General features: G+C 44.5%; 21 protein-coding genes and 1 other annotated feature. Of the genes, 20 read left to right on the forward strand and 1 reads right to left on the reverse strand.

Features of this window, described 5'->3' with window-relative positions:
- Positions 1–225: 225 nt before the first annotated feature.
- The 15 genes from ACOJQI_RS07455 to pyrE all read left to right on the forward strand — a co-directional run bounded on the left by ACOJQI_RS07455 (position 226) and on the right by pyrE (position 17,822).
- The gene (locus ACOJQI_RS07455) at positions 226–744 is read left to right on the forward strand and encodes a DivIVA domain-containing protein (protein ID WP_409253632.1); all 519 of its coding nucleotides are present in this window, start codon (positions 226–228) and stop codon (positions 742–744) included.
- A 35-nt stretch (positions 745–779) separates the two neighbouring features.
- Positions 780–1,020, forward strand: a binding site (T-box leader).
- A 163-nt stretch (positions 1,021–1,183) separates the two neighbouring features.
- The gene (gene ileS / locus ACOJQI_RS07460; RefSeq protein ID WP_421384490.1) at positions 1,184–3,946 is read left to right on the forward strand and encodes an isoleucine--tRNA ligase; all 2,763 of its coding nucleotides are present in this window, start codon (positions 1,184–1,186) and stop codon (positions 3,944–3,946) included.
- Positions 3,947–4,133: 187 nt separating this feature from the next.
- The gene (locus ACOJQI_RS07465) at positions 4,134–4,394 is read left to right on the forward strand and encodes a hypothetical protein (protein ID WP_421384491.1); all 261 of its coding nucleotides are present in this window, start codon (positions 4,134–4,136) and stop codon (positions 4,392–4,394) included.
- Positions 4,395–4,518: 124 nt separating this feature from the next.
- Positions 4,519–5,013 (forward strand): signal peptidase II, encoded by a 495-nt coding sequence (gene lspA, locus ACOJQI_RS07470; RefSeq protein ID WP_421384493.1) that lies wholly within the window; start codon positions 4,519–4,521, stop codon positions 5,011–5,013.
- A complete protein-coding gene (locus ACOJQI_RS07475; protein ID WP_421384495.1) occupies positions 4,985–5,896 on the forward strand; it encodes an RluA family pseudouridine synthase in 912 nt (303 codons plus the stop codon). The genes lspA and ACOJQI_RS07475 overlap by 29 nt, the downstream gene beginning before the upstream one ends.
- Positions 5,897–6,083: 187 nt before the next feature.
- Positions 6,084–6,662, forward strand: coding sequence for a bifunctional pyr operon transcriptional regulator/uracil phosphoribosyltransferase PyrR (gene pyrR / locus ACOJQI_RS07480; protein WP_421385419.1), 579 nt, complete (start codon positions 6,084–6,086; stop codon positions 6,660–6,662).
- A 152-nt stretch (positions 6,663–6,814) separates the two neighbouring features.
- A complete protein-coding gene (locus tag ACOJQI_RS07485) occupies positions 6,815–8,131 on the forward strand; it encodes a solute carrier family 23 protein (RefSeq protein ID WP_421384496.1) in 1,317 nt (438 codons plus the stop codon).
- Between the two features lie 197 nt (positions 8,132–8,328).
- Positions 8,329–9,225, forward strand: coding sequence for an aspartate carbamoyltransferase catalytic subunit (locus tag ACOJQI_RS07490; protein WP_421384498.1), 897 nt, complete (start codon positions 8,329–8,331; stop codon positions 9,223–9,225).
- 1 nt (position 9,226) lies between these two features.
- A complete protein-coding gene (locus ACOJQI_RS07495; RefSeq protein ID WP_421384500.1) occupies positions 9,227–10,507 on the forward strand; it encodes a dihydroorotase in 1,281 nt (426 codons plus the stop codon).
- Complete coding sequence (locus ACOJQI_RS07500; RefSeq protein ID WP_421385420.1) at positions 10,507–11,598, forward strand: carbamoyl phosphate synthase small subunit; 1,092 nt, start codon at positions 10,507–10,509, stop codon at positions 11,596–11,598. The genes ACOJQI_RS07495 and ACOJQI_RS07500 overlap by 1 nt, the downstream gene beginning before the upstream one ends.
- Complete coding sequence (carB, locus tag ACOJQI_RS07505) at positions 11,591–14,803, forward strand: carbamoyl-phosphate synthase large subunit (protein WP_421384501.1); 3,213 nt, start codon at positions 11,591–11,593, stop codon at positions 14,801–14,803. The genes ACOJQI_RS07500 and carB overlap by 8 nt, the downstream gene beginning before the upstream one ends.
- Positions 14,800–15,579: a dihydroorotate dehydrogenase electron transfer subunit gene (locus tag ACOJQI_RS07510; protein WP_421384502.1), complete on the forward strand. Its 780-nt coding sequence runs from the start codon at positions 14,800–14,802 to the stop codon at positions 15,577–15,579. Before carB ends, ACOJQI_RS07510 begins: the two co-directional genes overlap by 4 nt.
- Positions 15,576–16,517, forward strand: coding sequence for a dihydroorotate dehydrogenase (locus tag ACOJQI_RS07515; protein ID WP_421384504.1), 942 nt, complete (start codon positions 15,576–15,578; stop codon positions 16,515–16,517). Before ACOJQI_RS07510 ends, ACOJQI_RS07515 begins: the two co-directional genes overlap by 4 nt.
- The gene (gene pyrF, locus ACOJQI_RS07520) at positions 16,489–17,199 is read left to right on the forward strand and encodes an orotidine-5'-phosphate decarboxylase (protein WP_421384505.1); all 711 of its coding nucleotides are present in this window, start codon (positions 16,489–16,491) and stop codon (positions 17,197–17,199) included. Before ACOJQI_RS07515 ends, pyrF begins: the two co-directional genes overlap by 29 nt.
- Positions 17,196–17,822 carry an orotate phosphoribosyltransferase gene (pyrE, locus tag ACOJQI_RS07525; protein WP_421384507.1) on the forward strand — a complete coding sequence of 209 codons (627 nt, stop codon included), beginning with the start codon at positions 17,196–17,198 and terminating at the stop codon, positions 17,820–17,822. Before pyrF ends, pyrE begins: the two co-directional genes overlap by 4 nt.
- Before the next feature lie 115 nt (positions 17,823–17,937).
- Here the strand turns inward: pyrE and ACOJQI_RS07530 are convergent, their stop codons facing one another.
- Positions 17,938–19,644: an Rqc2 family fibronectin-binding protein gene (locus ACOJQI_RS07530; RefSeq protein WP_421384509.1), complete on the reverse strand. Its 1,707-nt coding sequence runs from the start codon at positions 19,642–19,644 to the stop codon at positions 17,938–17,940.
- A gap of 902 nt (positions 19,645–20,546) precedes the next feature.
- On the opposite strand from ACOJQI_RS07530, the gene ACOJQI_RS07535 reads away from it, so the two are divergent.
- From ACOJQI_RS07535 to rpoZ, 5 genes are all read left to right on the forward strand, one after another.
- Positions 20,547–23,225 carry a calcium-translocating P-type ATPase, SERCA-type gene (locus tag ACOJQI_RS07535; RefSeq protein ID WP_421384510.1) on the forward strand — a complete coding sequence of 893 codons (2,679 nt, stop codon included), beginning with the start codon at positions 20,547–20,549 and terminating at the stop codon, positions 23,223–23,225.
- Positions 23,226–23,317: 92 nt separating this feature from the next.
- Positions 23,318–24,193: a YicC/YloC family endoribonuclease gene (locus ACOJQI_RS07540; protein ID WP_421384512.1), complete on the forward strand. Its 876-nt coding sequence runs from the start codon at positions 23,318–23,320 to the stop codon at positions 24,191–24,193.
- 55 nt (positions 24,194–24,248) lie between these two features.
- Positions 24,249–24,521 carry an extracellular matrix/biofilm regulator RemA gene (gene remA / locus ACOJQI_RS07545; protein WP_119545910.1) on the forward strand — a complete coding sequence of 91 codons (273 nt, stop codon included), beginning with the start codon at positions 24,249–24,251 and terminating at the stop codon, positions 24,519–24,521.
- On the forward strand, positions 24,521–25,135 hold the full coding sequence (gene gmk, locus ACOJQI_RS07550; RefSeq protein WP_421384513.1) for a guanylate kinase: 615 nt from the start codon (positions 24,521–24,523) through the stop codon (positions 25,133–25,135). Before remA ends, gmk begins: the two co-directional genes overlap by 1 nt.
- On the forward strand, positions 25,136–25,357 hold the full coding sequence (gene rpoZ / locus ACOJQI_RS07555; protein WP_421384515.1) for a DNA-directed RNA polymerase subunit omega: 222 nt from the start codon (positions 25,136–25,138) through the stop codon (positions 25,355–25,357).
- The last annotated feature ends 186 nt before the right edge of the window (positions 25,358–25,543 follow it).

The raw sequence follows: 25,543 nt of genomic DNA on the forward strand, positions 1-25,543 counted from the left end.
ACCTCCTGCGGGATTAGCGGGACAGGTGAGACCCCGCAAGCGAAGCTGAGGAGGCTCACCGCCCGCCCCGCGGAGTCGTGCGCCTGTAGCGGAAATCCAAATAAAAACTCTGCTTGCGAAAATCTTGAAAATAAATTTTCCAAAAATAAAGGGAAATTCCCACAAACTGTCGAAAATTCAGTTATAATAGGAGAAGAAATACTACTTCGAGATGGAGGTGGCATTATGCCTTTAACGCCGTTAGATATACATAACAAAGAATTCAGTCGCGGATTCCGCGGTTATGATGAAGATGAAGTGAATGAGTTTCTCGACCAAATCATTAAGGACTACGAGATCCTTCTTCGCGAGAAAAAAGAGCTGGAAGAAGCTCTTGGATCAATGAATGAGCGACTGGGCCACTTCACAAACATTGAAGAGACATTGAATAAATCAATCGTCATCGCCCAGGAAGCAGGAGAAGAAGTCCGCAGAAATGCTTCAAAGGAAGCCAAGCTGATTGTTAAAGAAGCAGAGAAAAATGCAGACAGAATCGTTAATGAGTCACTTTCCAAAGCAAGAAAGATCGCAATGGAAATTGAAGAGCTTAAAAAGCAGTCCAAGGTATTCAGAACACGATTTAAAATGCTGATCGAGGCACAGCTCGATCTTTTGAGCAGTGATGACTGGGATCAAATCATGGAATTTGAAATCGATGCCACAGATTTAAAGACACTTAAAGAAGAAGATTCCTTGACGAAATAAGAAGTTATTTCATATAATGGATTTTACAATTATACTGCAACGCAATGAAAGGGACAGTACGTTTCTTTAACTATAGGCCTTCAGGCAGCGAGTCAAGGATGGTGAAAGCTTGACGGAGGCAGAAGAAGCGGAATATCACCCTCGAGCTCCGGTTTTGAAAGCGGCAAGCGCAATTAAATTCCGGCGTGTCATTCTCGTTACGAATGTCAGAGTGGGCAATTCAAAATCGTTTTGTCTATTAGGGTGGTACCGCGGGTTAGCTTTCTCGTCCCTTTTCAGGGATGAGAAAGCTTTTTTTATTGGTTTATTTTTCTCCGATGTATTATGGATGGATAAATCGATAACCCTGTAATAGTTAGAGAATTATTCATATAAACGGAATGATTTGCGTCGCCAGAAGGTAAGTAAGGATGTTAATTCAGATAGGAGGAAAATGGGAATGAATTATAAAGATACATTATTGATGCCGAAAACAGAATTCCCAATGCGTGGAAATCTGCCAAAGCGGGAACCTGAAATGCAAGAAAAATGGAACGAGATGGACATCTATAAAAAGGTCCAGGAGAGAACAGAGGGAAGACCGTTGTTCATCCTTCACGATGGCCCTCCATATGCTAATGGAGACCTTCATATGGGGCATGCCCTTAACAAAGTGCTGAAGGACTTTATCGTAAGATACAAATCCATGAGCGGCTACAACGCTCCTTATGTTCCCGGCTGGGACACTCACGGCCTTCCAATCGAACAGGCGCTGACAAAGAAGGGTGTAAACCGTAAAGAAATGACAGTAGCTGAATTCCGCAAACTATGTGAAGAGTACGCTTATGGTCAAATCGACAGCCAGCGTACGCAGTTCAGACAGCTTGGGGTACGCGGTGATTGGGATAATCCATATATCACGATGAAACCTGAGTATGAAGCTGAACAAATCAAAGTGTTTGGTGATATGGCAAACAAAGGTTACATCTACAAAGGATTGAAGCCTGTTTATTGGAGCCCTTCCAGTGAATCAGCATTGGCTGAAGCGGAGATTGAATATCAAGACAAACGTTCACCTTCCATTTATGTCGGTTTCAAAGTGAAGGAAGGAAAAGGTGTACTGGAAGAAGGCACCCAGATCATCATCTGGACAACAACTCCGTGGACGATTCCAGCGAACCTGGCCATCACTGTCCATGCTGACCTTTCATATTCCGTTGTTGAAGTGGATGGAAATAAATACATTGTGGCTGAGGACTTGCTTGAAGAAGTCACTTCTGTTCTTGAATGGAATGAACCAACAGTTGTGAAGACTGTGAAAGGTTCAGAGCTTGAACTGGTAAAAGCCCAGCATCCGCTTTATGACAGGGAATCCTTAGTGATCCTGGGAGAACACGTAACGACCGATTCAGGTACCGGCTGTGTGCACACAGCTCCTGGTCATGGGGAAGATGACTATCTTGTCGGAAAGAAATATGATCTTGATATCCTTTGCCCGGTAAATGATAAAGGTGTCATGACTGAGGAAGCTCCAGGGTTCGAAGGATTGTTCTATGACGCAGCAAATAAGCCGATCACAGAGAAACTTCAAGAAGCGGGTGCCCTGTTAAAACTTGAGTTCATCACTCACTCCTACCCGCATGACTGGCGCACGAAAAAACCGGTTATCTTCAGAGCGACTCCTCAGTGGTTTGCTTCCATCGATGCTTTCAGGGAAGACTTACTGCAAGCAGTCAAAGATACGAAGTGGGTACCAGCATGGGGTGAAACAAGGCTGTATAACATGGTCCGCGACAGAGGCGACTGGTGTATTTCCAGACAGCGTGCATGGGGCGTTCCGATTCCTGTTTTCTACGCAGAAAACGGTGAGGAGATCATCACAGAAGAGACCATCTCACATGTATCTGAGCTTTTCCGTGAGCACGGCTCCAATATCTGGTTTGAAAAGAGTGCAAAAGAACTTCTTCCTGAAGGCTTCACTCATCCAGGAAGCCCTAACGGCGAGTTTACAAAAGAACAAGATATCATGGATGTTTGGTTTGATTCAGGATCTTCTCATCAGTCTGTCCTGCATCAAAGAGATGACCTTCAGCGTCCTGCTGACCTCTATCTGGAAGGATCTGACCAATATCGAGGCTGGTTCAACTCTTCTCTTACTACAGGAGTGGCCGTTACAGGCAAAGCGCCTTATAAAGGTGTGCTGAGCCATGGATTTGTCAACGATGGCGAAGGCCGCAAGATGAGTAAATCCATCGGAAATATCGTTGTCCCGGATAAGGTCATCAAACAAATGGGTGCTGATATCCTTCGTCTGTGGGTAGCTTCAGTTGATTACCAGGCGGATGTACGTTTATCTGATGCCATCCTGAAGCAAGTGTCTGAGGTATACCGTAAAATCAGAAACACTTACCGCTTCTTATTAGGAAACCTTGCAGATTTCAATCCTGAGAAAGATGCTGTTTCATTCGATGACTTGAGAGAAGTGGACCAATTCATGCTTGTTAAGCTGAACGGCCTGATCAAGAGTGTCCGCAATGCATATGAAAACTATGAATTCTCAAGCATTTACACAAGTGTCAACAACTTCTGTACACTTGATCTCAGCTCCTTCTACTTGGATTTTGCTAAAGATGTACTATACATTGAAGCAGAAGATAATTATGAAAGACGTGCAATGCAGACAGTACTTCATGAATGTCTGGTTGCTTTGACAAAACTTATGTCTCCGATCCTTTCACATACTGCCGATGAAGTGTGGTCTCACATGTCATCACAGAAAGAAGAAAGTGTACAGTTGACAGATATGCCTGAATACCAGGAGCTTCCAAATGCTGAACAACTTCTTTCTAAATGGGAAGCGTTCCTCAAGCTTCGCGATAATGTATTAAAAGCACTTGAAGAAGCAAGGAACGAAAAGATCATCGGTAAATCATTGACAGCAAAAGTTACATTATATGTGAATGATGAAACGAAAGAACTTCTTAATTCAGTAAAAGAAGATCTGAAGCAGCTGTTCATCGTTTCCGGTTTTGAAATTGGCGGTAGTACAGCTGATGCTCCTGAAAATGCATTGAAACTAGAAAATAATGCAATTGTTGTCCAAAAAGCAGAAGGCGAAACTTGTGACCGCTGCTGGACGGTAACAACTGAAGTCGGCCAGGATCCTGACCATCCGACTCTATGTCCACGTTGTACCGACGTTGTTAAAAAGCATTATGCTTAATACTTTTATAGGCCTCGCGAGGTAATCGCGGGGTCTTTTTTAAGTTTATATCCAGTTAAAGCGAGGAATCCAGAAACATCCCCTTTCGGTTACTTGTGAATACCATAACCCAACAGCTTGATTACTAATTCTTACATATCAACATTTGTCCGTGTTTGTACAATACTAACAACATGGAGGGATGTATATGGAAGAACAAATACAACAAACGATCAAGGAATTGGAAGTTTCTTTAAAAGAGCTTGAAAATGCCCGCTCGGAAAATGTTTTAGTTCAACATTACATTCAGGAAGAAAAAAAGGAAATCCAAACGCTCCTGGACAAATTTTACGGGGCGCCAACAAATGATAAAGAATTCTGCGACGAACTCATTTCTTATTTTTGGATAGGCAGCGGTAATCCAGACGGACGAAACTGGACACATTACACTAAAAAGTCACTTTATTAGTTCCTTGTATAGCTAATGAATACAACTAACAAATCATGCTGTATTTGGATAACAGTGTCTTTCCAGCCGTTATTATGCTAAAATGCTAAAGTAATCATTTTGATTGGAGACGGAGGCTGCCCGTATGTTTTATTATCTGATTGCTTTGGTTGTAATTGCATTGGATCAGCTCACAAAATGGCTCATCGTGCGGAACATGACAGAAGGACAGAGTATCACTGTAATTGAAAACTTTTTCTACATCACCTCCCATAGGAACCTGGGAGCAGCCTGGGGAATCCTGCAGGGCCAGATGTGGTTCTTCTATATAATCACAATCGGAGTTATCATCGGAATCGTTTACTATCTTGAAAAGTATGCTAAAGGAAACAAACTGTTCAGCATGAGCCTTGCGTTGCTGCTTGGAGGAGCGATTGGGAATTTTATTGACCGGTTATTTAGAAAAGAGGTCGTTGACTTTCTGAATACATATATTCTTCAATATGATTTCCCAATCTTCAATATTGCTGATGCAGCTCTGACAATCGGCGTAGGGTTATTAATTATCAACATGCTGCTGGAAGAGCGAAGAGAAAAGAAGGAGAAATCATATGGAAACAATGGAACATATCGTTCGTGAAGAAGAAAAAAGTGTAAGACTGGATAAGATGCTGACTCAGCTTGAAGGGGACTGGTCAAGGTCGCAGGTTCAACAGTGGATCAAAGATGGGAATGTTAAGGTGAATGGGTCTGAAGTAAAGACCAACTATAAATGTGCTGTCAATGATAAGATTGCCATTACCATTCCTGAACCCGAGGAACTGGATGTTGTTCCTGAGGAAATGGACCTTGATATTTATTATGAAGATGCCGATGTCATCGTTGTGAACAAACCAAGGGGAATGGTGGTCCATCCCGCCCCGGGACATCCATCGGGAACTTTGGTGAACGGACTTATGGCGCACTGTAAGGACCTTTCCGGTATCAACGGTGTTTTAAGGCCGGGCATTGTCCACCGGATTGATAAGGACACATCAGGACTCCTCATGGTTGCCAAGAATGATATGGCCCATGAAAAGCTTGTGGAACAACTGGTTAATAAGACCGTTACCAGAAAATATAAAGCAATTGTCCATGGAGTCATTCCACATGACCATGGTACCATTGATGCTCCTTTGGGCAGAGATCCAAAGGACCGCCAGAAGATGGCAGTAGTGGATTCAGGAAGGGACGCTGTCACGCATTTCAACGTCCTGGAAAGGTACGCAGCTTTTACCTACGTAGAGTGTAAACTGGAAACAGGCAGGACTCATCAAATCCGTGTCCATATGAAATATATCGGCTACCCTCTTGCAGGCGATCCCAAGTATGGTCCCAAAAAGACGCTGGATCTTGATGGACAGGCATTGCATGCCGGTATTCTAGGATTTGTACATCCGAGGACCGGGGAGTATCTGGAATTTGAAGCGGAGGCGCCGGAGGTTTTTCGACAAACTCTGCAAAAATTGCAAAATAATCGTTGACATTGAGACTTCAAGGTCTTATGATTGATGTAACCGAATAAGGAAACCTTTAATACAGTCCCGTGAGGCTGAGAAGGAACTTTTCATGAAATTACACTACAGGAGTGGAGTGTAATAATTTCTAACGATAAGTATGCCCTCTCACCAAAACGGTGGGAGGGATTTTTTATTGAAAAGTGTTATTAATATGTTTCCTGGCAATATTAAGGACGAGGTGATAGCAGTGGCTCAAAAGGCAGTGGTTCTTGATCAGCCTGCAATCAGAAGGGCGCTTACCAGAATAGCGCACGAGATCATTGAACGAAACAAAGGCATAGAGGATTGTGTCCTGGTAGGAATCAAGACAAGAGGAATTCACTTAGCGGCAAGGCTGGCAAACCGCATTGAAGAAATAGAGGGCGCCAAGATTCCGGTAGGAGAAATTGATATTACGCTATACCGGGATGATCTGACAGTGAAGACTGAGAATGAAGAGCCGGAAGTTAGAGGATCTGACCTTCCAGTGGACATCACGAACAAAAAAGTGATTTTGGTGGATGACGTACTGTTCACGGGAAGAACGGTCAGAGCAGCGCTCGATGCCTTGATGGATTTAGGAAGGCCGAGCAGTATCCAGCTCGCTGTACTGGTTGACAGAGGGCACAGGGAGCTTCCTGTACGCGCTGATTTTGTAGGTAAAAACATCCCGACTTCAAGTTCGGAAAAGATTGTTGTGGAACTGAGTGAAGTCGATAGTGAAGATCAAGTAACCATTCATGAAAGTTAAATAGTTTTCCTTTTAAAGACAGTCCAGAGAGGCTGGCAAAGGAATCTCAATAACGCTTTCACTTGAAGTGAAACGTATTGCAGAACCCTCTTTGCGCCCTCTTGCAGAGAGGGTTTTTTTATAGGAACGACCACAAAAGAGGAGGAAACAACATGGCAAATAACAACGAAGCAGTTTTAGATGTAAGGGACGTACCAAAGGCAGGCCAATGGCTGACCTTGAGTATACAGCACTTATTCGCGATGTTCGGAGCGACGGTACTTGTACCATTCCTGGTAGAGTTAAGTCCTGCGGTTGCACTGGTATCAAGCGGTCTTGGAACACTTGCTTACCTGTTGATTACAAAAGGGCGGATACCTGCTTATCTGGGTTCATCCTTTGCCTTCATAGCCCCGATTATCGCGGCAAAAACAGTAGGCGGGCCAGGGGCAGCAATGATGGGAAGTTTTCTTGCCGGTCTTGTATATGGAATTGTGGCATTGCTGATCTCACAGTTCGGATTGAAATGGCTCTTGAAAATTTTACCGCCGATCGTAGTAGGACCAGTAATAATGGTTATTGGATTGGGCCTTGCCGGCACAGCAGTCGACATGGCGATGTATGAAAACCCAGGAGCAGCAGAACTTGTTTATAGCAATACGCACTTTATGGTAGCCCTTGCTACTTTGGCCATAACCATTCTTGGTTCGATGTTCTTTAGAGGATTCCTTGGCTTGGTTCCGATTCTGATCGGAATCGCAGGCGGATATCTAATTGCTTACTTTGCAGGGATTGTAGACTTGACACCGGTAAAAGAGGCAGCTTGGTTTCAAGTGCCGGAATTCATTGTCCCGTTTGTAAGTTATACACCGAAATTTTCATGGGAAGTATTTTTCATCATGGTTCCTGTAGCGATTGTAACCTTGGCAGAGCATACTGGAGATCAAATGGTACTAAGTAAAGTTGCCGGGAGGAATTTCATTAAGCAGCCGGGACTTCACCGCTCTATCATGGGTGACGGGGTTGCGACGATCATTGCCTCATTCATAGGAGGCCCTCCAAACACAACATACGGTGAGAACATTGGAGTTCTTGCGATAACACGAGTATACAGTGTCTTTGTCATCGGGGGAGCTGCAGTAATTGCAATCATCTTCGGATTCGTCGGGAAAATTACAGCCTTAATCGGCACGATTCCAACAGCTGTAATGGGTGGCGTATCGATCCTGCTGTTCGGTATCATTGCATCAAGCGGGCTGCGCATGCTGATCGATAACAAAATCGACCTTGGCCAAAAACGCAACCTGATTATCTCTTCAGTCATCCTGGTAATCGGGGTGGGAGGAGCTTTCATCGAAATTACAGAGAGGCTATCCTTATCAGGCATGGCTTTGGCTGCCATCGTAGGTGTTATACTGAACTTGGTACTGCCTGGTCAGGAACCTGTCGATGAAGATGAAATGTTCAAAGGCTTGGACGAGAATAATTAATTGATAGATAAATAGAGTATCAAACACCTTTTAAAAGAGGTCCAGAGAGGCTTAGAAGGGTGTTTCGATGAAGCTTAGGGAAGCTTGTACCCATCTTTAGGGGACAGGTGTACCTTTGCGGACTCAAAACACCCTGACTAATAAAAGGTCAGGGTGTTTTTTATTAACATGACTCTTTAATAATAGGAGGCCGGATCATGAAGCACTTGTTGACAATGGCAGAACTCAATACGGCTGAGATAGAAGAAATCTTATCCCGCGCAGAAGAATTTAAAAATGGTGAAAAATGGACACCGGATACTCCAAAATACATAGCAAATTTATTTTTTGAGAACAGCACAAGAACGAAGTGCAGTTTCGAAATGGCGGAAAGAAAGCTCGGCTTGGGGGTCATTCCATTCGAGACTGGAACGTCAAGTGTCTCCAAAGGAGAGACCCTTTATGACACTGTGAAAACTCTTGAGGCAATCGGGGTTGATGCTGTTGTGATCAGGCATGAACAGGACCGCTACTTTGATGACTTGAAAGAGCAACTATCGATTCCGATCTTGAATGGCGGCGACGGATGCGGAAATCATCCGACACAGTGCTTACTGGATTTGATGACCATTAAAGAGGAATTCGGATCATTCACCGGCCTGAAGGTCAGCATCATCGGGGATATAACGCACAGCAGGGTTGCCAGGTCCAATGCTGAAGCATTAAAAAAACTGGGTGCGGAAGTATACTTTTCAGGACCGCCGGAGTGGTTTCCGCAGGACCTTCACGAAAGCGGGCAGTACCTTCCCATAGATGAAGCAGTCAAAACAGGGGATGCTGTTATGCTCCTGAGAGTCCAGCATGAAAGGCACGGGAGTACATCCTCATTGACTAAGGAACAGTATCACATAGAATTCGGATTGACAGCTGAAAGAGCCCAATTAATGAAAGCGAACAGTATCATCATGCATCCCGCTCCGGTCAATCGAGGGGTAGAGATAGCGGATGAACTGGTTGAAAGTCCTAAGTCAAGAATTTTCAAGCAGATGGAAAATGGTGTTTTTGTCAGAATGGCAGTTTTAAAGAGAGCACTTGAATACCGAGGAGGAAAATAATATGACAACTATCATTAAAAATGCAAAGTGGTTAGAAGCAAACGGAACGATCACAACAAAAGATGTAAAGATAGTGGATCAACATATTGCCGACATCGGTGAAAACCTCAAGGAAGAAAATGCTGAACTATTTGATGCGGAAGGGCTTTTGCTCCTGCCGGGGTTTGTGGACCTTCATGTGCATCTGCGCGAACCAGGCGGTGAGAAAAAAGAGACGATTGAAACAGGGACCAAAGCAGCGGCAAGAGGCGGTTATACGACATTAGCGGCAATGCCGAACACAAGACCCGTACCGGATAATGTGGAAACATTTCAATGGCTGAATGAAAGAATTAAAGAAACCGCAAAGGTCAGAGTGCTGCCATATGCCTCTATAACGGAACGGCAAGTGGGAAAAACCCTTACTGACTTTCCGGCCTTAAAAGAATCAGGCGCCTTCGCTTTTACCGATGATGGGGTAGGAGTGCAAGAGGCTGGAAAAATGTATGAAGCAATGAAAGCCGCAGCGGCAGTCGACATGGCGATTGTTGCCCACTGTGAAGATAACAGCCTTATCTATGGCGGTTCTGTTCATGAAGGGAAATTCTCAAAAGAGAATGGATTTAAAGGGATCCCATCAATCTGCGAATCAGTCCAAATAGCAAGGGATGTCCTGCTTGCCGAAGCGGCAGACTGCCATTACCATGTCTGCCACATCAGCACAAAAGAATCTGTCCGTGTTGTAAGAGATGCGAAAAAAGCAGGAATCAAAGTGACGGCAGAAGTAACACCGCATCATTTGCTTCTCACAGAGGACGATATACCGGGAGACGATGCAAACTATAAAATGAACCCCCCGCTCAGAAGCAAAGAGGATCGGGATGCGTTGATAGAAGGGCTGCTGGATGGAACAATCGATTTCATTGCAACAGATCATGCTCCTCACACAGCTGAGGAAAAATCTGAAGGCATTGCGCTCGCGCCATTTGGGATTGTCGGGCTGGAAACAGCATTCCCACTGCTCTATACAAACTTTGTGGAAAAAGAAATTTTCACACTGAACCAGCTGGTTGATTGGATGACCAAAAAGCCATCGCAGACTTTCAAACTACCATATGGGACTTTGGAGATTGGAAGTTTTGCAGATATCACACTGGTTGATTTAAAGGAAACACGGGGAATTGATCCCGAAACATTTTTATCAAAAGGAAAAAATACACCATTTGGCGGCTGGGAATGCAAGGGCTGGCCAAAAGCAACATTCACTGAAGGAACTCTATCTTGGAAGGAAGGCGAACAATGATGAAAAGACAATTAATTCTCGATGATGGTACCGTTTTTACAGGGGAAGGATTTGGAGCAGAAACAAGTTCTGTCGGCGAGGTTGTTTTTAACACAGGTATGACTGGTTATCAGGAGATTCTCTCAGATCCGTCATATTGCGGACAGATCATCACACTCACATACCCAATGATCGGCAACTACGGAATCAACCGTGATGATTTCGAATCCATTTCACCCGCAATCAAAGGTTTCATCGTTAGAGAAGAAGCAGATTTTCCTTCCAACTGGAGAAGTGAAAGCACTTTGGACGACCTTCTAAAAGCAAAAGGCATACCGGGACTGGCAGGAATCGATACAAGGATGTTGACAAGAAAGATCAGGGAGCATGGAACAATGAAAGGAATGATCTGTTCCCTTGAAGTAGACAAGGAAGAAATCCTTCACAAGTTGAGAGCGACAGAACTTCCGACAAATCAGGTAAAGCAGGTTTCAACCAAAACAGCTTACCCAAGTCCAGGAAGAGGGTTCCGTGTGGTATTGGTCGACTTCGGGATGAAGCATGGAATTCTAAGGGAACTGAACAAAAGGGATTGTGACGTTATCGTGGTCCCGTATAACACAACAGCCGAAGAAATTCAGGCGCTGAACCCAGATGGAATCATGCTTTCTAACGGACCTGGGGATCCAAAAGACGTCCCTGAAGCAATTGAAATGATCAATGAGATTCTGGGGAGCATTCCACTGTTCGGGATCTGCCTCGGACACCAGCTGTTTGCCCTGGCAAGCGGAGGGGACACATTCAAGATGAAGTTTGGACACCGCGGGTCCAATCATCCGGTAAAAGATCTTGCAACAGGAAAGATCGCATTGACATCTCAAAACCATGGATATTCAGTTGATGAAGATTCCTTAAAAGAAACACGCCTGGAAGTGACTCATATCGGATTGAATGATGGAACTATAGAAGGTTTGAAACATCTTGACTTGCCGGCGTTCACTGTCCAGTACCACCCTGAAGCTTCACCAGGACCTGAAGATGCCAACGGACTATTCGATCAATTCATGACAATGATGGAAGCGGAAAAGAGAAAGGAGATTTCACATGCCTAAACGTACAGATATCAAAACTATCCTAGTAATCGGAAGCGGCCCTATCGTCATCGGCCAGGCAGCAGAATTTGACTATGCAGGGACTCAGGCCTGCATCGCCCTGAAAGAGGAAGGCTACAAAGTCATCCTGGTAAACTCTAATCCAGCGACAATCATGACAGACAGTGAAATCGCCGATAAAGTGTACATTGAACCTATAACATTGGAATTTGTCAGCAGAATCATTCGCAAAGAGCGCCCGGATGCACTTCTTCCTACACTTGGAGGACAAACGGGTTTGAATATGGCGGTCGAACTGGCAAATGCAGGGGTTCTGGAGGAATGTAATGTTGAAATCCTTGGAACGAAATTATCAGCCATTGAACAGGCTGAAGACCGTGACCTTTTCCGGAAGCTGATGAATGAACTGAATGAGCCGGTACCGCAAAGTGAAATCATCCGCACAGTAGATGAAGCCTTCCAATTCGTTGATGAGGTAGGGTATCCAGTGATTGTCCGCCCTGCTTATACCTTGGGTGGAACAGGCGGGGGAATCTGCCATAACCGTGAAGAGCTGATTGAAATTGTCAGCAGCGGACTGAAGTACAGCCCGGTTACACAGTGTCTGCTTGAGAAAAGCATAGCCGGGTTCAAAGAGATTGAATACGAAGTAATGCGTGACAGTAACGACAGTGCAATTGTTGTTTGTAACATGGAAAACTTCGATCCGGTTGGAATCCATACTGGAGACTCGATCGTTGTGGCACCAAGCCAAACCTTGAGTGACAGAGAGTACCAAATGCTCAGAAACTGTTCTCTTAAAATCATCAGGGCATTGGGAATTGAAGGCGGTTGTAATGTTCAGCTTGCCCTGGACCCGGACAGCTTCCAGTATTACATCATTGAAGTGAATCCGCGTGTAAGCCGTTCTTCAGCGCTCGCTTCAAAAGCAACTGGTTATCCAATCGCAAAGCTTGCAGCTAAGATTGCTGTAGGGTTGAATCTGGATGAAATGATGAACCCTGTCACTGGAAAAACTTACGCAAGTTTTGAGCCTGCACTTGACTATATCGTATCGAAAATCCCGCGCTGGCCGTTTGATAAATTTGAGTCGGCAAAGAGAAACCTAGGTACACAGATGAAGGCAACCGGTGAAGTCATGGCAATCGGCCGTACATTCGAGGAGTCGATCCTGAAAGCGGTCCGTTCACTGGAGAGCAACGTATACCACCTGGAACTAGAAGATGCAGCCAGTTTCAATGATGAGCTGATTGAAAAACGCATCAGAAAAGCGGGAGATGAAAGACTTTTCTATATCGGGGAAGCACTCCGACGGGGAGTCTCGATTGACACCATTCACGAGTGGAGCAAAATCGATCTGTTCTTCCTTCATAAATTGAAGAAGATTGTAGACTTCGAGGCTGAACTTGCAGCTTCACCATTTAATCTTGAGCTTGCCTTGAAAGCAAAAAGAATGGGCTTTGCCGATATAACACTTGCGAAATTATGGAATACCACTGAAAAGCAAGTATACGACTGGAGAAAAGAGCAGGAATTGATCCCTGTATACAAAATGGTTGATACCTGCGCGGCGGAGTTTGAATCTGAAACTCCATACTTCTACGGAACATACGAGAGAGAAAATGAATCCATTGTTACTTCAAAGAAAAGTGTAGTAGTACTTGGATCAGGACCAATCAGGATCGGCCAGGGGGTTGAATTCGATTACGCGACGGTACACTCTGTATGGGCGATAAAAGAAGCGGGATACGAAGCAATCATCATAAACAATAACCCTGAAACAGTTTCAACGGACTTCAGTATTTCCGACAAACTCTATTTTGAACCACTGACAATTGAGGATGTCATGCATATCATCGATTTGGAAAAGCCGGAAGGAGTCGTCGTCCAGTTTGGAGGACAAACGGCAATCAACCTGGCAGCTCAGTTAGTCGAAAGAGGTGTTAAAATCCTCGGGACGTCATTGGAAGATCTTGACCGTGCCGAGAACAGGGATAAGTTTGAGCATACACTTCAAAGTCTTGGCATCCCGCAGCCGGAAGGAAAGACAGCTGTAACGGTTGAAGGTGCAGTAGAGATTGCCGAATCCATCGGTTACCCGGTTCTTGTCCGGCCTTCTTATGTCCTTGGCGGACGTGCGATGGAAATCGTTTACGGAGAAGCAGAACTGCTTCAATATATGAAAAATGCCGTGAAGATTAACCCTGAGCATCCCGTCTTGATTGACCGGTACCTCATTGGAAAAGAAATTGAAGTTGATGCCATCTCTGACGGCAAGGATGTAGTCATACCAGGGATCATGGAACATATTGAAAGAGCGGGTGTGCACTCCGGAGACTCTATCGCAGTGTATCCTCCGCAGCAGCTGACAAAGGATCAAAAAGATAGAATCATAGAGTATACAACAAAGCTTGCAAGAGGTCTGAACATCGTCGGCTTGCTGAACATCCAGTATGTCATCAGCAAAAATGAAGTGTATGTCCTTGAAGTTAACCCGCGTTCAAGCCGTACGGTTCCGTTCTTAAGCAAAATCACCAACGTACCTATGGCAAACCTGGCGACGAAAGTGATTTTGGGAAGTTCATTGGAAGAAATGGGCTACAAGTCCGGATTGATCCCTGAGAAGCGAGGAGTTTATGTCAAAGTCCCGGTATTCTCATTCGCAAAACTTCGCAGGGTGGATATCACGCTTGGACCTGAAATGAAATCCACAGGTGAAGTAATGGGAAAAGATTTGACGCTGGAAAAAGCTCTTTATAAAGGAATTGTAGCTGCAGGAATGCAGATGAAGGAATACGGTTCGGTTCTGCTGACAGTCGCGGATAAAGATAAGGAAGAAGCAGTCGGATTGGCAAAACGTTTTGTTAATATCGGCTACCAGATCCTGGCCACTAAAGGAACAGCGGATGTATTAAGATCAGCAAACATACCTGTTAAAGAAGTAGACAAAATCGGTTCTGAAGGTCCGACCCTTCTGGACGTGATCCAAAGCGGTGAAACACAGCTTGTCATCAATACTTTGACAAAAGGCAAGCAGCCGCAAAGAGACGGATTCAGGATCCGCAGGGAATCTGTCGAAAATGGAATTCCTTGCCTGACTTCACTGGACACGGCTGAAGCGATCCTTAAAGTGTTTGAATCAATGACCTTCTCAGCGGAAGCGATGGAAGGGGCAGAAAAAACTCAAGAGGCGGTACTTCTATGATCAAAAAAGATCTCATGCAAATCATTTCCAATGAAGAAATAGCCCAGAATATTTTCAAGATGGTTTTGTCTGGAGATCTTGTTTCGGAATTGAATGAACCAGGTCAATTCCTTCATTTCAAAACAGGCACAGGAGTGGAACCACTCCTGCGCCGCCCTATCAGTATCGCAGAGATAGATAAGGAGAATAAAAGCCTTACAGTAATTTATCGTGCGGAAGGTAAAGGCACTGCACTTTTATCAGGTGAGAGGCCTGGAGCTCGTGCAGATGTCCTGGGACCACTGGGTAATGGATTTCCGATTCATGAGGAAGATGAAGGGAAGACGGCATTGTTAGTAGGAGGCGGAATCGGAGTGCCGCCCCTCTATGAGCTGTCCAAACAGCTTGTCAGTAAAGGCCTCAATGTTATTCATGTTCTAGGGTTCCAGAATCGAGAGGCGGCTTTTTATGAAAAGGAATTTTCAGAACTGGGATCGACTTATATCGCCACAGTTGACGGTTCATTAGGAACAAAAGGGTTCGTAACAGATGTGATTCAACAACAAGGATTAGAATTTGATCTTTTCTATTCCTGTGGACCAAAAGCCATGCTGGCTGCACTCAGCAGTTCTTATGGAGAAAGCAAAGGGTATATCTCCCTTGAAGAACGCATGGGCTGCGGGATTGGTGCCTGCTTTGCCTGTGTATGTGAAAAGGCAGTGAATGACGGGGAGAAAAATTATGTCAAGATTTGCAGTGACGGACCAGTATTTCCAGTTGGGATGGTGAAGTTATGAGTAGACTGAACATAGAACTTCCGGGCTTAAGCTTGAAGAATCCAGTAATGCCGGCCTCTGGCTGCTTCGGATTCGGTAAAGAATTTGCAGGCCTGTATGACCTTAGCGTACTTGGTGCGATCATGATCAAGGCAACGACCCTTGACACAAGGTTTGGAAATCCCACCCCTCGTGTGGCTGAAACATCTTCTGGAATGCTGAATGCCATCGGGCTGCAGAATCCGGGTCTTGAGAAGGTCATGACGGAAGAACTGCCATGGCTGGAGAAATTTGATGTACCGATCATTGCGAATGTAGCTGGTTCACAGACAGAAGATTATGTAGAGGTAGCTGAAACAATATCGACGGCTCCCAATGTAAAAGCGATCGAGCTCAATATTTCCTGTCCGAATGTGAAAACAGGCGGTATTGCCTTCGGGACGGTACCTGAAATTGCGAAGGAACTGACGAAGAAAGTGAAGGCTGTTTCTTCAGTCCCTGTTTATGTGAAACTTTCCCCTAATGTGGCGAACATTGTGGAAATGGCAAAAGCGGTAGAAGACGGCGGGGCAGATGGTTTGACGATGATCAATACCTTGATCGGCATGAGAATCGATACAAAGACCGGTAAACCGGTTATTGCAAACGGTACCGGCGGGTTATCGGGCCCAGCCATCAAGCCGGTCAGCATTGGCATGATTTATGAAGTCAGCCAGAAGGTCAATATTCCTATCATTGGAATGGGGGGAATCCAGACAGTGGATGACATCATCGAATACTTTTACGCAGGTGCCAGCGCGGTGGCGGTAGGAACGGCAAACTTTGTTGACCCGTTCATATGCCCGGATCTGATCAAAGGACTGGAAGAACGCTTGGATGAGATGAATGTGGATCATATTTCCGAACTGACAGGAAGGAGCTGGAGAAGCCATGGAGCGGGAGCCTATAGTCGCGCTTGATTTTCCTACATGGGAAATCAGCAAATCATTTTTAGAAAAATTTGAAACACCTCTTTTTGTAAAAGTCGGTATGGAACTGTACTTGCAAAATGGCCCGGTGATCATCGAAGAGTTAAAGAAGATGGAGCACCGCATTTTCCTGGATTTGAAACTTCATGACATCCCAAACACTGTCGGCAGGGCGATGAAAGGTCTTGCTCAATTGGAGATTGATATGATCAATGTTCATGCTGCAGGGGGAATGGAAATGATGGAGCGTGCTATGGAAGGACTGGTTCAAGGTACGCCAGCGGGGAAAGAACGAGCAAGGCTGATTTCTGTTACGCAGCTGACTTCCACATCTGAACATCAAATGAAGCGTGAACAACTTATAACAGTCCCATTGATGGATTCTGTCCTGCACTATGCCAAGATCACCAAGGAAGCTGGTCTGGATGGAGTGGTTTGTTCCCCTCATGAAGCATCAGCAATAAAAGATGTTTGCGGGGATGACTTCCTTCGGGTCACACCAGGCATAAGGCTGAAAGGAGATTCTGCACAGGACCAAAACCGCATTGCTTCGCCATCTGAAGCCAGAACGTTCGGGTCATCAGCAATTGTAGTTGGAAGAAGCATTACCGGTGCGGCGGAACCTGCAGAATCTTATAGAAAAGTGAAAATGGAATGGGAGGGGCAAGTATGAAAAAAGAAATTGCACAACAATTACTGAATATAGAAGCGGTATTTTTAAAACCAAACGATCCATTTACCTGGTCTTCTGGATTAAAATCCCCTATCTATTGTGATAACCGTTTGACGATCTCCTATCCTCAAGTACGTACCATGATCGCAGAAGGCATTGCTGAAAACATCAGAAACCACTTTCCAGATGTGGAAATGATCGCGGGTACAGCAACTGCAGGAATTCCCCATGCGGCGTGGGTCAGCGACAGGCTGAATCTGCCGATGTGCTACGTTCGATCCAAACCGAAAGGCCACGGAAAAGGAAGCCAGATCGAAGGGAAAGTTTCCAAAGGACAAAAGGTTGTCGTTGTGGAAGACTTGATCTCAACTGGAGGAAGCTGTATCTCGGCGGTCAATGCATTGAAAGATACAGGCTGTGAGGTGCTCGGAGTAGCAGCAATATTTACATACGAGCTGCAAAAAGGCATTGAAAGGCTCGAAGAAGAAGGAATCAAAGCTGTGTCCCTGTCTGACTACTCGGCATTGTTAGAAGCAGCTCATGAAAATCATTATATTGAAGAAAGTGATTTAGAAGCACTGAAGAGCTGGAGACAAGACCCTGAAAGCTGGGGAGCAAAATAATCCATTTTGGGGGACAGTCCCTTGTTACTTTAACGTAACAGGGGACTGTCCCCCGCTGCGTTAATGCGTTAATGCCATAAAGAAAGCGCCCTTTAAGGGCGCTCTCACATCATCTTTATTCTTTTTTCATCGAACGAACTTTATCCAGGCTTGGAGTCGTGTAAACGGTCTGCTGTCCATCATAAGTGACAAACCCGGGTTTTGCCCCGTTTGGCTTTTTCACATTCCTCACAACAGTAAAGTCGACCGGAACGGAACTCGACTCACGGGCTTTACTGAAATAGGCTGCCAAAACCGCGGCTTCCTTAATCGTTTCATCAGAAGGATTCTTGCTCCTGATGACAACATGGGAGCCGGGGATATCTTTCGTATGGAGCCAAATTTCCTCTTTTCCGGCGAGTTTATTCGTTAGATAATCATTTTGTTTATTATTTTTTCCAACAAGAATTGTTGTTCCGTCGCTGGATAAATACGTTTCCAGCTGAGGCTTCTCATTATTCTTCTTTTTCTTTTTCTCATGCTTGGCTTTGATGTATCCTTCTTCCGCGAGCTCTTCACGGATTTCAAGAATATCTTTTGGAGATGCTGATTCCAGCTGCTGTAGCAATTGCTCCAGGTACTGAATTTCTTCTTTGGCCTTTTCGATTTGCTCTTGAACAATCTTAATGGCTGTTTTGGCTTTGGTATATCTGGAGAAATAATGCTGGGCATTTTCCGAAGGGGTTTTCCGGGTGTCCAATTCTATCTTTACGGTACCGCCTTCTTCATCGTAGTAATTGACAACCTCGATATCCTTCATTCCTCTTTCCACTGCATAGAGATTCGCTGTCAGCAACTCTCCATACAGCTGAAAGGTATCTGCATTCTCAGCATCCTTCAGCGTTTTCTCAAGTTTTACAATTTTACTTTGGTTCTTATCCCGCTCGTTGCGGATTAATCTTTCCAGGTCATTTCCCTGCTGTTTCACACGGTCCCTTTCAGCTTTTTGATGGAAGTAGCGGTCAAGAAGGCCGCTTAAATCTGAATAGTGATTACGTTCCCCGTCCAAATGCTGAAGGTCTAAAAAGTAAAAAGTTTCTTTATCAGACTGTACTAGTGTTGGTTGATAATTTTTATTCTTTACAGGATCCAGCAGTTCAAGCAGTGCATCCGGCAAGCTGTTACGGTTTGCCAGCCCCGCTCTGTGAACGGCTTCCCTTGCAAATAGTGGGGAAATACCAGAAAATGCCCCGACAATCTGCTTATCCAGCTTTCCGCTATTAAAATCAATTGCTCTCAGAATATCCTCCCGGCTTGCCTCCAGTGGATTTTGTTTCTCCTGAGGCGGCGGAAACTTGTATTCCTGTCCAGGCAGAACTGTTCTGTAGCTGTTGATGGAAGGCGGGATATGCTTGATGGAGTCAAGAATCATGTTCCTGCTTTTATCAACTACTACTATATTGCTGTGCCGTCCCATAATTTCAATGATCAGCTGTTTATAGGACACATCGCCAATTTCATTCCGCCCCTTTATTTCAAAGGTGATGATGCGGTCAACATCCTTTTGATACACATCATCAATGATATATCCCTCAAGATGCTTCCTGAGAAGCATACAGAACATTGGGGGGATGGAAGGATTTTCATAGCTCTGGGAGGTCAGCTGTGCGCGTGCATAGCTTGGGTGTGCAGATAACAGCAATTTATGGTTTTTTCCCTGTGATCTTATAACTAAAATAATTTCATTTTTATATGGCTGGTGAATCTTATTGATCCGGCCGCCTTTTAATTTATCGCCAAGCTCTTCGCTCATGGCTTTTGTAAATAATCCATCGAATGACATCTTCCTACATCCTCTTCTGTGATAGTTATCGATATTAAAGATTTTCAGTTTCTAAGTGCTCTTTTATAAAAAGTTTATCCATTTTTGATATGTGTTGATTTCCGATCCGGTTTTCTATAGGACATCAAGCGTGCAAAACCCGGTCAAAAGTGCCTTTAGAGTGGTTCTAAAGGACATCAAGCATGCAAAACCCAATCAAAAGTGCCTTTAGAGCAGTTCTAAAGGACATTAAGCGTGTAAAACCCGGTCAAAAGTGCCATTAGAGCAGTTCTAAAGGACATTAAGCGTGTAAAAGCCGGTCGAAAGTGTCTTTAGAGCGGTTCTAAAGGACATCAAGCGTGCAAAAACCAGTCTAAAGTGTCTTTAGAGCGGTTCTAAAGGACATCAAGCGTGCAAAAACCAGTCGAAAGTGCCTTTAGAGCAATTCTAAAGGACATTAAGCATGCAAAACCCAATCAAAAGTGTCTTTAGAACAGTACGTCGCTGAACGGCCGCTTCCACTTTTTATCAATCCAGTTCCGAGGCCCCAGCGGCTATCGAACTTCAGTCTTCCTCCTTGCGATAAGTCATCATCGAATCGCTTCGCTCTTCGTGATTCCTTTATCTCATGCGGAAGCCTTCCAGTTCGTACGCCGCTGAACGGGACCTCTCCACTTTTTATCAATCCAGTTCCAGCGGCCAGCGACTAGCGGATTTCGGTCTCCTTCCTTGCGATAAGTCAACATCAACTCACTGCGTTCGTTGTGTTTCCTTTATCTCATGCAGGAGCCCTCCAATCCGTACGTCGCTGAACGGCCGCTTCCACTTTTTATATAATCATATCATTTTTTGGGACGAGTCTGAATAATAATGCTGTGAGAGGAGAACTTTTCGGACAATAAATGGGAGAGTGAGTTGGTTGGATGAGATACCATGAGATGCGGCAGGAAGATATAGAAAAAACAGTCAATACTGACTTTTCTAATGGTCTTGCAGAGGAGGAAGTCAAAAAAAGGCGTAAACAATTTGGATTCAATGAGCTGCAGGAGGCAGAGAAACAGTCTGCTTTATTGTTGTTTTTCAGTCAATTTAAAGACTTTATGGTGATTGTTTTATTAGCGGCGACCCTGATATCAGGTCTCCTGGGAGAGTATATTGATGCCATCGCAATTATTGCCATCGTCTTGATTAACGGGTTCCTTGGATTTTTCCAGGAGCGCAAGGCAGAAAAGTCCCTGAATGCTTTAAAAGAACTTTCTGCTCCGCAAGTGAATGTTTTGCGGGAAGGAAATTGGACAAAGGTCCCTTCAAAAGATATTGTTCCCGGGGATGTCATTAAGTTTTCAAGCGGAGACCGCATTGGTGCCGATGTAAGATTGATTATTGTCAACAACCTTGAGATAGAGGAGTCTGCCTTGACTGGGGAGTCTGTTCCTGTAGCGAAAAGGACGGGAGAGATAGAAGGGGAGAACGTCAATCTCGGTGACTTAGAAAATATGGCCTTTATGGGGACCATGGTGACAAGAGGAAATGGGATTGGCGTAGTCACCGCAATCGGGATGCAGACGGCAATGGGTAAGATAGCAGATATGATCCAAACAGCAGAGACAATGACCACCCCTCTACAGAGGAGACTGGAGCAGCTTGGGAAGATATTGATCACGGTGGCATTGATCCTTACAGCTCTGGTAGTCGGAATTGGAGTCATTCAAGGACACGATATGTATACGATGTTCCTTGCTGGTGTGTCATTGGCGGTTGCGGCTATACCAGAAGGGCTGCCGGCAATTGTGACTGTGGCGCTTTCACTTGGTGTGCAAAGGATGATCAGAAGAAACGCGATCGTGAGGAAACTGCCTGCAGTGGAAACCTTGGGCTGCGCTTCTGTCATCTGTTCGGATAAGACAGGTACCCTGACTCAGAATAAAATGACAGTTACCCATCTTTGGAGCGGCGGCAATACCTGGACGGTCAGCGGAACTGGATATGATCCAGAAGGGAGCTTTTATCACCGGGAAGAAAGGGTGACCCCTGCATCGGCCAAATCATTGAATCAACTGCTGACATTCGGGATGCTCTGCAACAATGCGAAAATTAAATTGAAGAATGATGAGTATATACTGGACGGCGATCCGACGGAGGGCGCACTGCTTGTTGCCGCATTGAAGGCAGGAATGCAAAGGGAGTCGCTGCTGGGGAAATTCACCATCGAAAAAGAATTCCCTTTTGATTCAACCAGAAAAATGATGAGTATCGTTGTAAAAGATAACCATGGCAAACGATTCGTTGTTACAAAAGGTGCTCCGGATGTATTGGTGAACATCAGTGAATCGATCCTTTGGGAAGAAAAGCTCCAGTATAGAACAAAAGAATTCACTGAAAAAGTGCAAGGAGCGATTCATGAGTTGGCCTCCAATGCACTTAGAACCATCGCAATTGCTTATGCTCCATGGACATCACCTTCGCTCCCGAAAAATGAAGAAGAGGCGGAAAAGGGATTGACCTTCATCGGCCTTCAAGGAATGATAGATCCTCCGCGCCCTGAAGTGAAAAAAGCAGTGAAAGAGTGCAGACAGGCCGGCATTAAAACAGTGATGATCACAGGTGACCATGTGATTACAGCGAAAGCCATTGCAAAAGATCTTGGGATTTTAAGAGGCCAGGATAAAGTTCTGGAAGGGGCGGACTTGAACACGATGGAAGTGGCGGATCTCGAGGAAGTAGTCGAGAAGGTTTCCGTGTTTGCCCGTGTGTCCCCTGAACATAAGCTGAAAATCGTTAAAGCCTTGCAGAACCGCGGACATGTTGTCGCCATGACAGGAGATGGTGTCAATGATGCGCCTGCCATCAAAGCAGCTGATATCGGGGTGGCGATGGGAATCACCGGTACTGATGTGGCGAAGGAAGCTTCATCTCTTGTGCTGTTGGATGATAACTTTGCGACTATTAAATCAGCTATCAATGAGGGCAGAAATATCTATGAAAATATAAGAAAGTTCATTCGTTATCTCCTTGCTTCCAATGTAGGGGAAATTCTGGTCATGCTTTTTGCCATGATTCTTGCTTTGCCTCTGCCGTTAGTACCGATTCAAATACTATGGGTAAACCTGGTTACTGATGGGCTGCCTGCTATGGCCCTTGGCCTTGATAAACCTGAAGAAGATGTGATGAAGCGAAACCCGAGACATCCAAAGGAAGGGGTCTTTTCGAGGGGGCTCGGTTGGAAAGTTGTTTCACGCGGCTTTTTAATCGGGATATCTACCCTGGCCGCTTTTATGCTGGCTTACAAACAGCATCCAGATCACTTGGCATATGCACAGACTGTTGCTTTTGCAACGCTGGTCATGGCACAGTTGATTCATGTGTTTGACTGCCGCAGCGAAAAATCTGTTTTTGCCAGAAATCCGTTTGGCAATATGTATCTTGTGTGGGCAGTACTGTCATCGCTGCTGCTTATGGTGCTTGTCATTTACCTTCCTGCCCTGCAGCCGATATTTCATACAGTACCAATAGAACTGAAAGATTGGCTTTTAATAGCAGGAATGAGCGCAGTGCCGACGTTTTTGCTTGCTGGATCATTTTTTGCAGGAAAAAAACGCTAAGGTATGATATAATCCTAAAGGTAGTAGAGTGCGTACTCTATTACCTTTTTTATTAGGCTGTTATCCAGCTGAAAGATTGGATGTGACTGTTAATGGTTGTAAGCATGACCGGCTTTGGCAGAGCGATAGAGGAGTCGGAACAGCATGTGGTTACGGTCGAGATGAAATCGGTAAATCACCGTTTTTGCGAATTAAATATCCGCACACCAAAACAACTGGTTAAAATTGAAGATAAATTAAAGAAAAAAATGTCAGAATACATAAAGCGCGGCAAAGTGGATGCCTTTATTACCATTGCAGGAGAAGGGCTTGTCCGCCGCAAGCTGAAGGTCGACTGGCAGCTTGCAGATGAGTATTTCAGAACTCTACATACTTTAAAAGAAAAATTTTCTCTAAAAGATGACATTGAATTGCAAGATCTTTTAAAGGAAACTGAATTTATTTCCATAGAAGAATCAGAAGACGAGAATGACCTTCTTGAACACCTGGTTGAACAGGCATTCATCATGGCACTCGAAGATCTTAAATCAATGAGAAGGGCTGAAGGAGAAAAGCTTCAAGAGGACCTTCTCTCACATATTGGATTGTTCAGGGAAACCTTGGCTTCCATCCATTCACACGTTCCCGGCGTCCTCAAGCAATACCGGTCAAGGCTGGAAAGAAAGATTAAAGAGCTGACCGGTGACACTGTAGATGAATCAAGGATCTTAACAGAGATTGCCATCTTCGCTGATAAGAGCGATATATCAGAAGAAATCACAAGGCTTGAGAGCCATCTTTCACAATTCACAGCTGCTATCAAAAAAGAGGAACCGATTGGCCGTAAACTGGATTTCATTATTCAAGAGATGAACCGGGAAGTGAATACAATCGGCTCTAAAGCAAATGATGCAGCAATTGCAGGATTTGTTGTAGAAATGAAAACCTGTCTGGAAAAGATGAGGGAACAAGTGCAGAATGTTGAATGAATTGATTAATCTTTAACTAATAAGGTCAAAATAGACTATTGATTGGAGGAGCATTATGTCTATAAAGCTCATTAATATAGGGTTTGGTAATATAGTTTCAGCAAATCGCATCATTTCCATTGTCAGTCCTGAATCAGCACCGATTAAGAGACTGATACAGGATGCAAGGGATCGGGGTACCTTGGTGGATGCAACGTACGGAAGAAGGACAAGAGCGGTGATCATCACTGACAGCGATCATGTGATCCTTTCAGCTGTTCAGCCTGAAACGGTTGCCGCCCGCTTAACAGATAAAGATGAGATAGCTGAAGAAGGGCAGGGTAAATAATGAAAGAAAAAGGGTTGCTTATTGTGCTTTCCGGCCCATCCGGGGTAGGGAAAGGCACAGTACGTAAAGAAATATTCTCTCAAAAGGATACTCAATTTGAGTATTCCATTTCTATGACGACCCGTCTTCCGAGAGAAGGAGAAGTAGATGGAGTAGATTATTTTTTTAAGTCACGTGAAGAGTTTGAAAGCCTCATTGAACAAGGGAAGCTCTTGGAATATGCTGAATTTGTCGGCAATTACTATGGTACTCCCGAAGACTATGTCCGGGAGACAATCAATAATGGAAAAGACGTTTTCCTGGAAATTGAAGTTCAAGGAGCTCAACAAATCAGGGATAAGTTCCCTGAAGGCTTATTTATCTTCCTCGCACCTCCAAGCTTGTCGGAATTACAAAACAGGATAACGACAAGGGGAACAGAGACAGAGGAGCTCATCCTGAACCGGATGACGACAGCACGAAAAGAAATTGAAATGATGGACTTATATGATTATGTTGTGGAAAATGATACAGTAGAAAATGCCACTGAAAAAATCAAGTCAATCGTTCAGGCTGAACATTGCCGTATAGAGCGTGTAAAACAGCGTTACCAAAAAATGTTGGAGGTAGATTAAATGTTAAATCCGTCCATAGACTCTTTAATGAAAAAAATTGACTCAAAATACTCTCTAGTAAGCATCGCTGCCAAACGTGCAAGAGGCTTGCAGGAAGATGGGAATTTCAAGCTTGATAAGTATGTCTCTGAAAAGTATGTAGGAAAAGCACTGGAAGAGATTGAAGCAGGCAAGCTGTCCATGAAGGAAAGAGAAGCGGGAGCCGTTTATTCAGACGAATAATAGGTGAGTGTGAACACGAAAAAAGCTAATGACTATGAGGGACTGATACCTTAAGGAGCATTTATTCCTTTAGGGTCAGCCCCTTATTTTCATTTTATGGGATAATCATTCATAATATAAAAGCCTGACTTAGAAAATATCCGGGATTGATATGATATTCTATATATAAGAATTGTCGAAATGAGG

Source organism: Bacillus salacetis (genome assembly GCF_049177075.1).
GTDB lineage: Bacteria > Bacillota > Bacilli > Bacillales > Bacillaceae_B > Rossellomorea > Rossellomorea salacetis_A.